General features: G+C 52.2%; 16 protein-coding genes. 1 reads left to right on the top strand and 15 read right to left on the bottom strand.

Annotation, left to right across the window (positions count from 1 at the left end; genetic code table 11):
* Nucleotides 1-7: 7 nt before the first annotated feature.
* The 15 genes from rnhB to rpsB all read right to left on the bottom strand — a co-directional run bounded on the left by rnhB (nucleotide 8) and on the right by rpsB (nucleotide 15340).
* Complete coding sequence (gene rnhB, locus HVZ37_RS04885; RefSeq protein WP_042997857.1) at nucleotides 8-604, bottom strand: ribonuclease HII; 597 nt, start codon at nucleotides 602-604, stop codon at nucleotides 8-10.
* Nucleotides 601-1749: a lipid-A-disaccharide synthase gene (gene lpxB / locus HVZ37_RS04880; RefSeq protein ID WP_181628154.1), complete on the bottom strand. Its 1149-nt coding sequence runs from the start codon at nucleotides 1747-1749 to the stop codon at nucleotides 601-603. Before lpxB ends, rnhB begins: the two co-directional genes overlap by 4 nt.
* Nucleotides 1749-2537, bottom strand: coding sequence for an acyl-ACP--UDP-N-acetylglucosamine O-acyltransferase (gene lpxA, locus HVZ37_RS04875; RefSeq protein ID WP_042997859.1), 789 nt, complete (start codon nucleotides 2535-2537; stop codon nucleotides 1749-1751). Before lpxA ends, lpxB begins: the two co-directional genes overlap by 1 nt.
* 3 nt (nucleotides 2538-2540) lie before the next feature.
* Nucleotides 2541-2996, bottom strand: a complete 456-nt coding sequence (gene fabZ / locus HVZ37_RS04870) for a 3-hydroxyacyl-ACP dehydratase FabZ (RefSeq protein ID WP_003018528.1) — start codon at nucleotides 2994-2996, stop codon at nucleotides 2541-2543.
* Between the two features lie 103 nt (nucleotides 2997-3099).
* Entirely contained in the window at nucleotides 3100-4125 is a 1026-nt protein-coding gene (gene lpxD, locus HVZ37_RS04865; protein WP_042997860.1) for a UDP-3-O-(3-hydroxymyristoyl)glucosamine N-acyltransferase, read from the bottom strand.
* Nucleotides 4126-4128: 3 nt separating this feature from the next.
* Complete coding sequence (gene skp / locus HVZ37_RS04860; protein ID WP_042323679.1) at nucleotides 4129-4614, bottom strand: molecular chaperone Skp; 486 nt, start codon at nucleotides 4612-4614, stop codon at nucleotides 4129-4131.
* 125 nt (nucleotides 4615-4739) lie between these two features.
* The gene (gene bamA, locus HVZ37_RS04855; RefSeq protein ID WP_044255371.1) at nucleotides 4740-7169 is read right to left on the bottom strand and encodes an outer membrane protein assembly factor BamA; all 2430 of its coding nucleotides are present in this window, start codon (nucleotides 7167-7169) and stop codon (nucleotides 4740-4742) included.
* 31 nt (nucleotides 7170-7200) lie between these two features.
* Nucleotides 7201-8553 (bottom strand): sigma E protease regulator RseP, encoded by a 1353-nt coding sequence (rseP, locus tag HVZ37_RS04850; RefSeq protein WP_044255374.1) that lies wholly within the window; start codon nucleotides 8551-8553, stop codon nucleotides 7201-7203.
* 11 nt (nucleotides 8554-8564) lie between these two features.
* Nucleotides 8565-9422 carry a phosphatidate cytidylyltransferase gene (gene cdsA / locus HVZ37_RS04845; protein ID WP_042997863.1) on the bottom strand — a complete coding sequence of 286 codons (858 nt, stop codon included), beginning with the start codon at nucleotides 9420-9422 and terminating at the stop codon, nucleotides 8565-8567.
* Between the two features lie 12 nt (nucleotides 9423-9434).
* Nucleotides 9435-10193, bottom strand: coding sequence for a (2E,6E)-farnesyl-diphosphate-specific ditrans,polycis-undecaprenyl-diphosphate synthase (gene ispU, locus HVZ37_RS04840; protein WP_042997864.1), 759 nt, complete (start codon nucleotides 10191-10193; stop codon nucleotides 9435-9437).
* Nucleotides 10194-10506: 313 nt separating this feature from the next.
* Complete coding sequence (gene ispC, locus HVZ37_RS04835) at nucleotides 10507-11703, bottom strand: 1-deoxy-D-xylulose-5-phosphate reductoisomerase (protein ID WP_142764878.1); 1197 nt, start codon at nucleotides 11701-11703, stop codon at nucleotides 10507-10509.
* A gap of 92 nt (nucleotides 11704-11795) precedes the next feature.
* Complete coding sequence (frr, locus tag HVZ37_RS04830) at nucleotides 11796-12353, bottom strand: ribosome recycling factor (protein ID WP_042323692.1); 558 nt, start codon at nucleotides 12351-12353, stop codon at nucleotides 11796-11798.
* Nucleotides 12354-12625: 272 nt separating this feature from the next.
* Nucleotides 12626-13351 carry a UMP kinase gene (pyrH, locus tag HVZ37_RS04825; protein WP_042997866.1) on the bottom strand — a complete coding sequence of 242 codons (726 nt, stop codon included), beginning with the start codon at nucleotides 13349-13351 and terminating at the stop codon, nucleotides 12626-12628.
* A 152-nt stretch (nucleotides 13352-13503) separates the two neighbouring features.
* A complete protein-coding gene (gene tsf, locus HVZ37_RS04820; RefSeq protein ID WP_042323696.1) occupies nucleotides 13504-14355 on the bottom strand; it encodes a translation elongation factor Ts in 852 nt (283 codons plus the stop codon).
* 259 nt (nucleotides 14356-14614) lie between these two features.
* Entirely contained in the window at nucleotides 14615-15340 is a 726-nt protein-coding gene (gene rpsB / locus HVZ37_RS04815) for a 30S ribosomal protein S2 (protein WP_012133990.1), read from the bottom strand.
* Between the two features lie 322 nt (nucleotides 15341-15662).
* Here rpsB and map point away from each other — a divergent pair, with 322 nt between their 5' ends.
* A complete protein-coding gene (gene map / locus HVZ37_RS04810) occupies nucleotides 15663-16457 on the top strand; it encodes a type I methionyl aminopeptidase (RefSeq protein ID WP_042997867.1) in 795 nt (264 codons plus the stop codon).
* The last annotated feature ends 65 nt before the right edge of the window (nucleotides 16458-16522 follow it).

The raw sequence follows: 16522 nt of genomic DNA, 5'->3' as shown, positions 1-16522 counted from the left end.
ACAAGAATCAGGACGCGAGTCCCAGTGCGCGTTTAACGGGAGCAAAACTACGTCGGTGATGCTCCGTTGCGCCATGTTCAGCCAGTTTTTCCAGATGGAAAGCGGTTGGATACCCTTTGTGCTGGGCAAAACCATATTGCGGGAAAACGCTATCCAACGCGGCCATTTCGGCGTCACGCGTGACTTTTGCAAGAATAGACGCGGCGCTGATCTCCGCCACCCGACTGTCGCCCTTCACTACCGCCAGAGACGGCACAGGTAATGCCGGACAGCGATTACCATCGATCAGCACATATTCCGGCGCAATATGTAACCCCGCCACCGCTCGCTGCATGGCCAACATCGTGGCGTGGAGTATATTCAGCTCATCGATCTCGTGCGGTTCCGCACGACCGAGGCTCCAGCTCAACGCTTTTTCTTTGATTTCGTCATACAGCGCCAGACGGCGCTTTTCAGATAATTTTTTGGAATCGTTAAGACCCACAATCGGGCGAGCCGGGTCGAGGATCACGGCTGCGGTAACGACCGCGCCAACCAACGGACCACGTCCGACTTCATCCACACCCGCCACTAAGTGCGTGTGTGGATAAACAAATTCGATCATCGTGCTAACTCCAGGACCGCATCCGCCGCCTGCTCATCAGCATTACAGCGGATCTGCTGATGCAGTTCGCGGAAAGTATCGTGCATCGCATGACTGGTTTTACCGTTCGCCAGTAAGGGGAGAAGCGCCTCAGCCAGCTTTTGCGGCTCGCACTCTTCCTGCAACAGCTCTTTCACCAGTTCCCTTCCCGCCAGCAGGTTTGGCAGCGAGACATAATCTGTCTTCACCAGTCGCTTCGCCAGCCAGAACGTAAAGGGCTTCATGCGATATCCCACCACCATCGGGCATTTGGCCAGCATGCACTCGAGCGCAGCGGTACCGGATGCCAGCAACGCGGCATCGCTGGCAATCATCGCTTCTCGCGCCATCCCATCCAACATATGGACGGAAAGCGTCGGGGCGACTTCTGCTTTGATCCGCTCAAACTGCTCGCGCCGTTTGGCGTTCACCAATGGCACCACCACCTCAAGATCAGGATAGGTCTGGCGCAACAATTGGGCCGTTTTCAGGAAGTCGGCGCTGAGCATTTCGACTTCCGCACCGCGACTGCCGGGTAATAACGCCAGACAGTGCGCGTCACGGGGGATCCCCAGCACATCTCGCGCCGCATTTTTATCCGGGTCCAGAGGCATCGCGTCCGCCATGGTGTGACCGATAAAACGGCACGGCACGTTGTACTTGTCGTAAAACGCTTTTTCGAAAGGCAGAAAAGCCAGAACCATATTGGTGGATCTGCCTATTTTGAAAACGCGTTTCTGTCGCCACGCCCAGACGGACGGACTGACGTAATGAATCGTTTTGATACCCTGTTTTTTCAGATTCCCTTCGAGGGTGATATTGAAATCGGGTGCATCTATACCAACGAAGACATCGGGCTGCAGCTCAGTGAATCGACGAGTCAGATCGGCGCGGATATGCAGCAGACGACGCAGGCGTCCAAGCACTTCCACAATGCCCATCACCGCCAGTTCTTCCATTTCATACCAGGCTTCACAGCCTTCGGCCTGCATACGTGGGCCTGCGACGCCGACAAAACGCGCGTCGGGAACACGCGCCTTCAGCGCCCGGATTAAGCCAGCACCAAGAATATCGCCGGAGGTTTCTCCGGCGACCAGGGCAATCGTTAAGGGGCGCTGCTCAGCCATTAACGAATCAAACCGCGCGTTGAGCGGGCAAAGAAATCGCTGAACGCCTGTACTTCCGGATACTGCTTCGCCAGTTCGGCGATTTCCGGTTTTACATCTTCCAGCGTTTTGCCACTACGGTACAACGCTTTGTAAGCATTGCGGATGGCGGTGATCGCTTCGCGAGTAAATCCGCGACGCTTCAGCCCTTCGATGTTGACGCCAAACGGCGTCGCGTGGTTGCCCTGCGCAATAACGTACGGCGGAACGTCCTGAGCAACGCCAGAACAGCCGCCAACCATCACGTGTGCACCAATAATGCAGAACTGGTGCACAGCGGTCATGCCACCGATGATGACATAATCATCCAGCGAGACGTGACCCGCTAGCGTGGCGTTATTAGCCAGAATACAGCGATCCCCTATTGTGCAATCGTGTGCCACATGAGCATTGATCATCAGTAAGTTATCGCTGCCCACCTTCGTCAATCCACCGCCCTGCACTGTGCCACGATGAATGGTAACGCTTTCGCGAATGCGGTTACGATCGCCAATTTCCACACGGGTCGGTTCACCAGCATATTTCAGATCCTGGTTCACTTCGCCAATGGAGGCGAACTGATATATCTCGTTATCGCGGCCAATTTTGGTATGACCATTCACGACAACGTGAGACTTCAGTACGGTACCCTCACCAATTTCAACATGGGGTCCAACAAGGCAAAAAGGACCAATGTGAACGTTAGCGCCAAGTGAAGCGCCCTCTTCCACAATGGCGGTCGGATGAACAAAGGCGGAATTATCAATCACGTATCAGGCCTCCCGGCTACGAGCGCACATCATCGTTGCTTCGCAAACTACTTTACCGTCGACCAGAGCAACCCCTTTGAAGCGGGTCAGGCCACGGCGCGTTTTCTCGAAAGTGACTTCCATGATCATCTGATCGCCTGGCACGACAGGACGCTTAAAGCGCGCTTCATCGATACCGGCGAAATAATAGAGTTCTCCCGGCTCCAGTTTACCAACGCTTTTAAACGCCAGAATACCGGTAGCCTGTGCCATGGCTTCCAGAATCAGCACGCCAGGGAAAATCGGTTTACCCGGGAAATGCCCCTGGAAAAACGGCTCGTTAACGGAGACATTTTTCACTGCGCGCAGAAAACGACCTTCTTCAAAGTCCAGCACGCGATCAACCAGTAAAAACGGAAAACGGTGCGGCAGAAGTTCTAAAATCTCTTCAATATGCAGAGTATGAGTGTTAGTAGTCAAAATACTCTTCCTGTCCAAATATGCTAAAAGCCAATAATAACACGGCCTGCCGCAATCGTATGAATGCCGACAGGCCGTAAAGTATGTGTGACCGGGTGAGAGTTTAGTCTTGTTGATTAACCTTGCGCTCAATGGCTTTGAGGCGCTTGCTCATATCATCAATGTTCATCACCAGTGCGGCTGTCTTACGCCATACTTTGTTAGGTTGCAGCGGAATGCCTGAGGAATAGACGCCCGGTTCAGTGATGGGACGCATCACCATCCCCATGCCCGTCACGGTCACCTTATCGCATATTTCCATATGCCCGTTGATTACGCTAGCACCGCCGATCATACAGTAACGGCCAATCTTCAGGCTGCCCGCCATAATGACGCCACCGGCAACCGCCGTATTGTCGCCAATCACAACGTTATGTGCAATCTGGCACTGGTTATCAATGATAACCCCATTGCCGATCACAGTGTCATCCAGTGCGCCACGATCAATAGTGGTACAAGCGCCGATCTCCACACGATCGCCAATAATAACGCGACCTAACTGCGGGATCTTCACCCAGTTGCCGCGATCGTTGGCATAGCCAAAACCGTCAGCACCAATGACCGTACTGGACTGGATCAGGCAATTCTCACCGATCTGAATGTCGTGGTAAACCGATACATTCGCCCACAGACGCGAACCGGCCCCAATTTTCGTATTTTTCCCGACGAAGCAGCCCGGGCCGATAACCACGTTATCGCCAAGCTCCACGCCAGACTCAATAACCGCATTTGCGCCAATTGAAACATTGCTACCCAGCGTTGCCGTCGCATCAACTACTGCACTCGGTGCAATGTTCTGTGCCGGCTGCGGCGTGGTATCTAAAATTTGCGCCATTCGCGCGTACGTCAGGTAAGGATTTTTCACTACCAACGCAGCACTCTTAGCAAAAGGAAGATCGTCCTGCGTCATGACAACGGCAGACGCCTGGCATAAGGCCAGGTGCTCACGGTATTTTGGATTCACCATGAAGGTGATGTGACCCGTTTGCGCAGATTGCATGGACGCAACGCCGGTGATGACGATATCGCCATCACCGTGTAATTCTGCATCCAACTGTTCTGCTAAATCAGCCAGTCGAATTGAAGGCATTACTTATTTAACCTGTTTCAGTACGTCAGCGGTGATGTCTTTTACATCGCTGCTGTTGTAAGCAACGGTGTTTGCGTCAACGACCAGATCGATGCTCTGGCTGCTGGCAACAGATTTCACTGCAGTCTGGATACGGGTAACCAGTTTGCCACGTTCTTCGTTGGAACGACGTGCACGATCCTGCTCAAAAGCCTGCGCTTTTTGAGAGAAGGTCTGGCGCTGAGCCATCACGTCTTTTTCCAGCTTAGTACGATCGCTGCCCGCTTTCATGGACTGCAGACGCTGCATTTTAGATTGCAGATCGGATTCCATACGCTGCAGTTCGCTCGCGCGGCCTTTAAACTCATTTTCCAACGTGTTGGAAACACCGGTCTTCTGTGCAACCTGCTGGAACAGGCTACCCATGTTGACGATAGCAATTTTGTCAGCAGCCTGTGCAGACGTAACCATTGCTAAACCGAGACCTGCCGCTAATAACCACTTTTTCACAATAAACTCCTTACCATCCCATTTGCACCCGAAGGTGCAGTTCTTTGCGTGGCCAGGCGATCCCATGCAAGATGATCGCCTTAAGTCATCGCTACACTACCATTACATTCCTTTGCGAAGAACAATTACCAGGTTTTACCAATGTTAAACTGGAACTGCTCTTTTTTGTCTCCATCGTAATCCTTAAACGGCTGGGCGTAGGAGAAGACCAACGGCCCCAATGGGGACATCCATTGTAATGCGATACCAGCAGACATACGGATATTGCTTGGATCACTGTAGTCTGGATAACCGGAATATGCACTTGAATCCCAGTTAGTATCCCAGACGGTACCCATATCCCAGAAGAACGAAGTACGTACCGAGTTGGCGTATTTATCACTGATGAACGGCGTTGGGGTAATGAACTCCAGGCTGGCGACAGCCATGGCGTTACCGCCCACTGCATCATCCGATTTACACGGCGCCGATTGCGTGCTTTCACATTCGTTATCGTAGTCGCTATCGCCATCATGACGACTGCTGGATGGATAATAAACGGCTTTCGGACCAATGGTATTGGACTGGAAGCCACGCACGGTGCTGGAGCCACCGGCATAAAAGTTCTCATAGAACGGCATCTCTTTACCGCCGATTCCATCCCCATAACCCCAACGGGTACGACCGAGGACCACCCACTTATGATCGTCGTCGATCGGTACGTAGGTTGCGGTATCCAGTGTCGCTTTGTAGAACTCGTTATCAGAGCCAGGGATCGTCACCTTACCGTTCAGGTTGATACGCGTCCCTTCCGTCGGGAAGAAGCCACGGTCAAGCTTGTTATAAGTCCAACCATAGTTGAAGGTGAAGTCGTTGGCGCTAAAGGAGTTGCGGTCATTCGATTCACTCGGGTATTCACCCACGGAGTTCAAATAACGCCACATCGCGACCTGCGGCTGCATATTAGACAGGGAGTTATGCACATACCCTAAACCCGCACGCAGAGTGTTGTATTCGTTGACCGGGAAGCCCAGCGTGACGTCTGTACCATAACTTTTGTTGGTATAGTCAGACAGATCCGCATCGTTCGCATCAAAGTCGTTATAGAAGATGCGCCCACCCAGACTCACGCCATCAACGGTGAAGTACGGGTTGGTGACGGACAGTTCGCTGTAGGTCTGGTAATCGTTCTTGGTACCGTTAATCCCTACCGCGTAACCCGTGCCCAGCCAGTTATCCTGCTGAACACCGGCCTGGAAGCTTACCCCGCTTTCCGTACCGTAACCGACACCAAAGTTAAAGCTACCGGTGTTACGCTCTTTCACCTTATAGACCACGTCTACCTGGTCCGGGCTGCCCGGAACACGCTGCGTGTCGGTGTCGACCGTTTCAAAGTAACCCAGACGGTTCAGACGCTCTTTACCCTGATCAACCATATCACTGCCCAGCCATGCCCCTTCCATCTGGCGCATTTCGCGACGCAGGACGGCATCTTTGGACGTGTCGTTACCTTCAAAACGGATCTTACGCACGTAGAAACGGTTACCCGCATCAACGTTTACGCGCAGCATAACGGTTTTGTCAGTATCGTTGATTTCCGGCTGTGACTGAACACGCGGATAGGCGTAACCATAGCGACCCAGAAGCTTCTTAATATCATCTTCCATTTTGGTCACTTTGGTGCCGTTATAGAGTTCGCCCGGCTCAATTTTGGTCAGGCTTTCGATCTCCGCAGAGTGCCCCGCCAGGTTCCCCGTTACCTGAACGCCAGAAAGCTTATACTGCTCGCCTTCCGTGATGTTCACGGTAATGTAGATCCCTTTCTTATCCGGGGTCAGGCTGACCTGCGTTGAGTCGATGTTGAAACGCGCGTAACCGCGATCCAGGTAGTAACTGCGCAGGGTTTCAAGGTCACCCGCCAGTTTCTGCTTCTGGTATTTGCGATCGCCAACAACGTTCCACCACGGAACTTCATCACGCAACTGGAAGTGAGAGATCAGTTCATCCGTGCTGAAGGCATGATTACCGACGATATTGATCTGCTGGATCTTCGCCGATACCCCTTCCTGGAACACCAGTTTAAGGTCAACACGGTTGCGCGGCAGTGGCGTGACAACGGCTTTCACGCTGGCACTGTATTTACCGACGCTGTAGTAGAAGTCTTCCAGACCTTTCTCGATATCGGCAATGGTGGTGCGATCCAAAGATTCGCCAACACGCACGCCAGAAGCCTCGAGGTTTTGCTTCAGCATGTCATCTTTCACCGATTTGTTACCGGAGAAGGTGATGCTGGCAATAGTCGGACGTTCTTTTACCTGAACCAGAAGCGTATCGCCATCGCGAAGGACACGAACATCCTCAAAGTTGCCAGTGGCAAACAGTGCGCGAATGGTATTACTGATATCTTCATCATTAACCGTGTCGCCTGTGCGCACCGGCATACTGAGGAGGGCCGCACCAACGGCGACACGCTGCAGGCCTTCGAAATGAATGTCCTTCACTACGAACCCTTCAGCACCGTATACGGTCGCGCTGCTAAACAGCAGCGACGCTATGAGCAACTTTTTCATCGCCATCGTTATTATGCGTTCTTCCTAACTAACTCTCTTACAACCGAGAGAAATCATTGAAAAGTGCAAGCCCCATTAACAGCACCAGCAATATCGAGCCAATGCGATAACTAAAGTCTTGAACCCGCTCGGATACCGGTCCGCCCTTAAGCTTTTCAATCGCCAGGAACAGCAGATGCCCCCCGTCAAGAACGGGCAACGGAAACAGGTTGATTATCCCTAAGTTCACGCTAATCAGCGCAAGGAACATCAGATAATAAATCACCCCGAACTCCGCTGACATCCCAGCCCCCTGAGCGATAGAAATCGGCCCACTGAGGTTGTTCAGTTTCACATCACCGGTTATCAATTTTCCCAGCATACTGACCGTCAGCTTCATCAACTGCCACGTTTTATCCGTGGCCTGTGCAATGGCGCTGAATGGTCCATACTGGCGTACTGTCTTGTACTCATCCGGCAGAGGAATGATTTTCGGCACAACACCGGCAAACCCTTCTGCCTTCCCATTACCCGGTTTCGAATCCGGAATTAATGTTAAAGACAAGGCACTGCCCTGCCTTTCAATTTCCAGCGCTAACGGCTGACCCGGATTATCGCGCACCAGGTTCACGAACGTCATCCACTGCGTTAGCGGTTGACCATCGACTTTAACGATCCTGTCGCCAGCTTGCAAACCCGCCTTACTTGCGGCGGACTGAGCCTGGACTTCTGACAGCACCGGTTCAATCTGTGGTCCGCGCGGTCGAATCCCTAAAGAAGATACAGGATCTTCCTTATCAGGCTCAAATGCCCACTGCCGCAAATCCAGCGTTTTTTCCTGTCGCTGGTTGCTGCCGAAAGGCGCCACGCTGATTGTCGTCTGTTCGTCGCCAATTTTTGCGACCAACTGTAAACGCACTGCGTCCCAATCAGGGGTTTCGATACCATCAACGGCTTTAAGTTCCGTGCCAGGAATAATTTGCGCCTGAGCGGCAATCGAGTTGGGCGTAATTTCACCAACAACCGGACGAACACCGGGGACGCCGATGATAAACACCAGCCAGTAAGCGAAGATGGCAAAGAGGAAATTGGCAACCGGACCGGCGGCAATGATCGCGGCGCGCTGGCCGACGGTTTTGTTGTTGAAAGCGTGGTGGCGCAGCTCCGGGATCACCGGTTCCGCGCGCTCATCCAGCATTTTGACATAACCGCCCAGCGGGATCAGGGCGATGACATATTCGGTCCCAGACCGATCGGTACGGCGCCAGAGCGCTTTACCAAATCCAATGGAAAAGCGCTCGACACGGACACCGCAGCGCCGGGCAACCCAGAAATGACCAAATTCATGCACGGTGATCAGCACACCCAGTGCGACAATGAATGCAGCCAGATTCCAGAGAATACTCAGCATAAAACCTTCCGTTAAAGCGTCTTGAATACCAGTAACAACAGGCAAGCAAAGACCGGTACTGCCGCCGTCAGGCTGTCAATACGGTCCAGAATACCACCGTGTCCTGGAATCAAATGACCGCTGTCTTTAATTCCTGCTTCACGCTTAAACATGCTCTCAGTCAGATCGCCCAGCACGGAGGCCAGCGCAGCGACAATAGAACAGATTAATAAGGTGACAGGCGCAACATCCAGATTCGCCCACATGCCGTAACCCCAGGAGATCACAGCCGCTGTGGCAAGGCCACCAAAAAAGCCCTGCCAGGTTTTCCCCGGCGACACTTTCGGCGCCAGTTTATGTTTGCCAAACAGTTTGCCAAACATATACGCCCCGGAGTCCGCCCCCCAGACCAGGATCATGACATAGAGCAGCCATATTGCGCCACTGTAATGATTCTCGTCATAGTGCCATGCACGCAGCGCCAGCATTCCCCAGAAGAAGGGAACGATCGTGAGCACGCCAAAAATTATGCGTAATGTCTTCGAATTACGCCAGATCGTCGCCGAGTCGGGGTAAAAAAACACCAGCACTAACGCAACAACCCACCAGCCCAGCGATGCCCACAACGAGGCTTCGACCATCGGCTGATGAATATTATGATGATATTCCGGCAACAGAAACAGCATCAGTGCGAGCAATAGCCCACACAGCACCGCCAGCCAGACGCGTTGCGTGCGCGTGGCAAAACCGCTTAACTGTCCCCATTCCCACGCGGCCAGCATACAAACAACCAACGTCACAATGGCGAACCCCACCGGCGGCAGCAGAAACAGCGCCGCGATGACCACGGGTATTAAAACGAAAGCAGAAATTAGGCGATACTTCAGCAAAAGCGACCCCCATCAGGCTTTGTCATCACCGGGCTCGGTGCCGCCGAAACGACGCTCTCGATTAGCAAAGGCATGCAGTGCACCTTCAAAGTCTTGTTCATCGAAATCGGGCCAAAGAACATCTGTAAAGTAAAGTTCGGCATAGGCAATTTGCCAAAGCAAAAAGTTACTTATTCGATGCTCTCCCCCAGTCCTAATTACTAAATCCACCGGAGCCAGTTCATGCATACAGATTTGTTGGTTGAGCATGTCTTCATCAATCTGATCAGGACGCAGTAAACCTTCCTGCACCTGTTCTGCCAGTTGTCTGACTCCCTGGACAATGTCCCAACGTCCGCCGTAATTCGCCGCAATATTCAGCGTCAGCCCGGTATTCTGGGCGGTAAGCGCTTCGGACTTACGAATACGTTCTTGCAAACGCGAGTTAAATCGACTGGTGTCGCCAATAATGCGCAGGCGGACGTTATGGCGATGCAGGCTTTTCACTTCACTATCAAGCGCCCACACAAATAGCTCCATTAACGCACTCACTTCCTGCGCCGGTCGGTTCCAGTTTTCACTACTAAAGGCATACAGCGTTAACGCATCAATACCATTGTTGGCAGCAAAAGAGACGGCACGGCGGACGGATTTCGCTCCGGCCTTATGCCCAAATGCGCGAATCTTCCCTTGCTTTTTCGCCCAGCGACCATTGCCATCCATAATGATCGCGACATGGCGACAGCCATGTGCAGGCAAATTTTCGCTTACTGGTTGAGTTGCAGACAACATAACGCGTTTATAGTCCCTGAAAGGATTTAGCGGTACTCAGGAATACTGAAGCCTTTTGCTCTTCATCCTTCAGGCTGCCTCTTCGTTGGCTGTGATCATTCGCCTCAGTCACATACTCTTTGTATGCGCCTGGAAACTCATTCACTTGCCACCTTGATGCAACCTGAATGATTTTGTGCATCCACAAAAAAGCCGTGTCAAACCACGGCTTACCTGACCGAAAAAAGCCAAATACCTGCGATCAGGTGGCGCAGACTATATCACTGAAGCACAACGCTAACAAATAGCACGATCTCCTCCGGGAGGATAATCCTCAGCTTGAGAGTCGCATCACTTGTTTTCTGGCGACTTCTCGCGCAATCGCATCGACCTTAAGTACGTCATCGACGCTCTGTGGTTCTTGTAGATCCATCTGCTCCAGCACGGCTAAATTGAGATCGGCGATATCGGTAAAGCGTATTTCTTCAGCAAGAAATGCAGCAACGACAATTTCATTGGCTGCATTCAGCGCGGTTGTAGCGGCCTGCCCCTGCTCAAACGCCTCCATCGCCAGTTTCAGGCACGGGTAACGTTGGTAATCCGGCGCGCTAAACGTCAACGCACTGAGTTTGCAGAAATCGAGCGGTGCAACACCAGAGGTTACGCGATTCGGCCAGGCCATCGTATGTGCGATAGGCGTGCGCATGTCTGGCTCACCCAGTTGCGCCAGAACGCTGCCGTCCTGATAACGCACCATCGAGTGAATCACCGACTGCGGGTGAATCAGCACTTCCATCTGACGGGCACTGGCGTTAAACAACCAACGCGCTTCAATGTATTCCAGACCTTTATTCATCATAGTGGCTGAGTCGACGGAGATCTTACGTCCCATCGACCAGTTCGGATGACGGCATGCCTGATCGGGCGTCATCGACACCAGTTCATGCAGCGGCGTTTCCCGGAACGGGCCACCAGACCCGGTAAGCAAAACGGACATCACGCCATTCTGCTCCAGGTCAGCGTATCCCAGATTGTGTTGAATGGGTTGGGGCATACTCTGAAAAATAGCGTTATGTTCGCTGTCTACCGGTAAAAGTCGGGCTTTACTGTGCTTCACGGCGTCCATGAACAGGCGCCCACAGGTCACCAAAGATTCTTTGTTTGCCAGCAGAATGGTTTTTCCCGCGCGAATGGCGGCAAGCGTTGGCAGCAGGCCCGCCGCGCCAACGATGGCCGCCATGACCTGATCGACCTCATCAAGCGCTGCCATATCACAAGCCGCCTGTTGCCCGCTGAGAACGTCCGTATGGCTACCATGCTGCTTCAGCGCGTCATTGAGAAGGCGCGCGCTGGCGTCATCGTCCATCACGGCATAACGCGGGGAGAATTCCAGGCACTGCTCCACCATACGGCTGACATTTTTACCTGCCACCAGCGCGATAACGCGGAAGTGCTCAGGGTTTTGACGCACCACGTCCAGCGTGCTGCAACCGATAGAGCCGGTCGAACCCAGAATGGTTAATTGCTTCATCAAACATCCGAAAAAATGAGACAGGATAAAAAGCAAAACGCCGCCAGCCGATCGTATGATCTTCTGAGCGGCGTTTTGAGCGTACAGCGGAATCAGAACTGCATCAGTTCTGCTTCTTTATCTGCCAGCGCCGCATCCACTTTCTTGATGGCGGCATCCGTCATTTTCTGTACGTCGTCCTGAGAACGGCGATCGTCATCTTCGCTGATCTCTTTGTCTTTCAGCAGTGCTTTCACTTTGTCGTTCGCGTCACGGCGGACGTTACGTACGGCAACACGCGCCTGTTCAGCTTCGCCACGAACGATTTTCGTCAGATCTTTACGACGCTCTTCCGTCAGCGGAGGCAGCGGAACGCGAATATCGCTGCCTGCGGAGCTCGGGTTCAGACCGAGGTCAGAAGCCATAATCGCTTTCTCAACGGCCGGGCTCATGGAGCGATCAAACACGTTGATTTTCAGGGTACGGGAATCTTCTACCGTTACGCTTGCCAGCTGACGCAGCGGCGTTGGCGTGCCGTAATATTCCACGACAATGCCATCCAGCAGGCTGGGAGAAGCACGACCCGTGCGTATTTTGCTGATTTGGTTTTTGAACGCTTCTACGCATTTTTCCATGCGTACTTCAGCATCTTTTCTGATATCGCTAATCACGTTACGAATCCTTGGATACTAGTCTCAGTCAGACCAGACAGCACACAATACACTTCATCCTTCAAGCTGGCTCTGCGTTGACTGCAAGCGTTCACTCCAGTCACGTACTCAGGTACGCTCCTGGAGATTCACGCTCTTGTCGCCTTGACGCAGCATGAATGACTTTGTGTATTCAGAATGTGCTCAGTATAGTCTCGTTTAATTTATGACACAGGATATAAAAGTCCCGCCGGGTAAAGGCAAATCTTACCCGTAATTGGCCAATACGGGAATTATTCCGTAATTAATGTGCCTTCTTTTTCACCCATGACGACGCGACGCAGTGCACCAGGTTTGTTCATGTTAAAGACACGAATCGGCAATTTGTGGTCACGCGCCAGCGTAAACGCCGCCAGATCCATCACTTTCAGTTCTTTATCCAGAACTTCATTGTAGGTCAACTGCTCGTACATCGTAGCAGCAGGATCTTTCGCCGGATCGGCAGTAAAGACGCCATCGACTTTCGTCGCTTTCAGCACCACGTCGGCTTCGATTTCAATGCCACGCAGGCACGCCGCAGAGTCAGTGGTGAAGAAAGGATTACCGGTACCCGCAGAGAGGATAACCACGCGGTTATTACGCAGCAGGCTGATAGCCTCTGCCCAGCTGTAGTTGTCGCATACGCCATTCAGTGGGATAGCGGACATCAGGCGAGCGTTCACATAGGCGCGGTGAAGCGCATCGCGCATTGCCAGGCCGTTCATCACGGTGGCCAGCATGCCCATGTGGTCGCCCACAACGCGGTTCATACCCGCTTTCGCCAGACCAGCACCACGGAACAAGTTACCGCCACCAATCACCACACCAACCTGAATACCCAGTTCAACCAGTTCTTTGATTTCCTGAGCCATACGATCCAGTATGCTTGCGTCAATACCGAAGCCTTCCGAACCCTGCAGAGCTTCGCCACTTAACTTAAGCAGAATGCGTTTATAGACGGGTTTTGCATTGGTAGCCATGTTTCTTTCCTGAGACTGTCAACGATTAAAAATGGGGGTAAATTCTGGCGACAATGATATGTCGCTACTCAGTACAACGAAATAAGAGCCATACTGATTTTGCGAGACGGGTGACAAAAAGAAGCCGCCCTCAGGCGGCTCCTTTTCGACAATTAAGACTGCTTGGACATCGCAGCAACTTCTGCTGCAAAGTCAGTCTCAACTTTCTCGATGCCTTCGCCCACTTCGAAGCGGATGAAGCCAGTAACGTCAGCGTTGTGCTCTTTCAGCAGCTGACCAACAGACTTGCTTGGCTCCATAACGAAAGGCTGACCCGTCAGAGAAACTTCGCCGGTGAATTTCTTCATGCGGCCTTCAACCATTTTCTCTGCGATTTCTTTCGGCTTACCAGACTGCATCGCGATGTCCAGCTGAACCTGGTATTCTTTTTCTACCACTTCAGCAGACACGTCTTCCGGCTTAACAAATTCAGGCTTGCTTGCAGCAACGTGCATTGCCAGCTGCTTAACCAGCTCTTCGTCTGCGCCTTTAGCGGCAACCAGAACACCGATGCGCGCACCGTGCTGGTAGCTACCCAGAACGTCACCTTCCAGGGAAGCGATACGGCGGATGTTGATGTTCTCACCGATTTTCGCTACCAGCGCAACGCGCTCTTCTTCGAACTGCGCTTTCAGCACTTCAACGTCAGTGATTTTGCCAGCAACAGCGGCATCCAGCACTTTGTCAGCAAATGCCTGGAAACCACCATCTTTAGCAACGAAGTCAGTCTGGCAGTTAACTTCCAGAATGAAAGCGATGTTGCCGTCGATTTTGGTTTTAATCACGCCGTCAGCAGCAACGTTGCCTGCTTTTTTCGCCGCTTTGATAGCGCCGGACTTACGCATGTTTTCGATTGCCAGCTCGATGTCGCCATTAGCTTCAGTCAGTGCTTTTTTGCAATCCATCATGCCTGCGCCAGTACGCTCACGCAGCTCTTTTACCAGGGATGCGGTAATTTCAGCCATTCTAAAATCCTCGGAAGATTTGATCTGCCCGGCGTCAAACCGCACAGATTTAAAAGTGAAAAAGGGGGCCATATACAGGCCCCCTAACCAAACATGATACTACCTGGTTTATAAGGGCTCTTCCCCTTCATATTCCGAACCGCAGGAGCGTTTTCTTCGCTCGCTCATCCCAGTCACTTACTGATGTAAGCTCCCGGGAATTCTCGAGCTTGCCGCCTTCCTGCAACTCGCACTATTTCAGGGAAGTTATCAAGCCTTATTATTCAGCTTCTACGAAGCTTTCTTCCGCCTGGGAAGCCAGATCCTGAGAACGGCCTTCACGAACGGTTGCAGCAACAGCGCCCAGGTACAGGCTAACAGCACGGATTGCGTCGTCGTTACCCGGGATAACGAAGTCAACACCATCCGGATCAGAGTTGGTATCAACAATAGCAAATACCGGAATACCCAGGTTGTTTGCTTCTTTGATAGCAATGTGCTCGTGGTCAGCATCGATGACGAACAGAGCGTCCGGCAGACCGCCCATGTCTTTGATACCGCCCAGGCTGTTTTCCAGTTTCTCAAGCTCACGAGTGCGCATCAGCGCTTCTTTCTTGGTCAGCTTTTCGAAAGTACCGTCCTGAGACTGAGTTTCCAGGTCTTTCAGACGTTTGATGGACTGACGAACGGTTTTCCAGTTAGTCAGCATACCGCCCAGCCAGCGATGGTTCACGAAGAACTGGTCGCAGCTGTTAGCAGCGTCTTTCACCGCTTCGCTTGCAGCGCGTTTAGTACCAACGAAAAGGATTTTACCTTTACGAGAAGCAATCTTGTTCAGTTCAGCCAGCGCTTCGTTGAACATCGGTACAGTTTTCTCAAGGTTGATGATGTGAACTTTGTTACGCGCACCGAAGATGAACGGCTTCATTTTCGGGTTCCAGTAACGGGTCTGGTGACCGAAGTGAACACCAGCCTTGAGCATGTCGCGCATGGAAACAGTTGCCATGATTAAAACCTCTATAGATAAAGTTGGGGTTATGCCTCCACGTATCCCATATTACCGACCCCAAAGGGCACCCCGGAATATGTGCCGATACGTGTGTGTTGTTACACAAAGTGAGATTTGTCGCTTCCGTCCATTCTGTGTATACGAAATGAGATCGGAAGTCCGGCGCGCTTTATACCACAAATACGCCGTGGACACCAATAATTGTTGGCTTGCTGTGCTGTTAATGATTCTCAATTTGGCAGCATGTATGCTGGACTGATACCATTGACAGCACTTACACAATTATTGTCGAAATAATCGACACTGATGGACAGAATTCATGGCTATCTCAATCAAGACCCCTGAAGAAATCGAAAAAATGCGCGTCGCGGGCCGTCTGGCCGCGGAAGTGCTGGAGATGATCGAACCGTATATCAAACCGGGCGTTAGCACGGGTGAACTGGATCGTATCTGTAACGACTACATCGTTAACGAGCAGCATGCGATTTCGGCCTGTCTCGGCTATCACGGTTATCCGAAATCCGTCTGCATCTCTATTAATGAAGTGGTATGTCACGGGATTCCGGATGATGCCAAACATCTAAAAGATGGCGATATCGTCAACATCGACGTGACCGTCATTAAAGACGATTACCACGGCGATACCTCCAAAATGTTTATCGTTGGCAAACCGACCATACTGGGCGAGCGTCTGTGCCGCGTCACCCAGGAAAGCCTGTATCTGGCGCTGCGAATGGTGAAACCAGGTATCCGTCTGCGTACGCTCGGTGCGGCGATCCAGAAATATGCGGAAGGAGAAGGTTTCTCCGTGGTGCGTGAATACTGCGGACACGGCATTGGTCGTGGCTTCCACGAAGAGCCGCAGGTGCTGCACTATGATGCGGATGACGGCGGCGTGGTGCTGAAACCGGGCATGACCTTTACCATCGAACCGATGCTCAACGCCGGTGATTACCGTATCCGCACAATGAAAGACGGCTGGACGGTCAAAACCAAAGACCGGAGCTTGTCTGCACAATACGAGCATACTATTGTGGTGACCGATAACGGCTGTGAAATTCTGACGTTACGTAAGGATGACACCATCCCGGCGGTCATTACGCACGACGCATAACTTTTTTGCCTGATGGCGCTCTCGCTTATCAGGCCTACAAATGGCACTATTCCGTAGGCCGGATA

The organism is Citrobacter sp. RHB35-C17 (genome assembly GCF_013816795.1).
In the GTDB taxonomy this organism is placed as follows: Bacteria; Pseudomonadota; Gammaproteobacteria; order Enterobacterales; family Enterobacteriaceae; genus Citrobacter_A; species Citrobacter_A amalonaticus.
The sequence above is the reverse complement of the archived record's forward strand: the minus strand, read 5'-3'. Positions and strand labels throughout refer to the sequence as shown.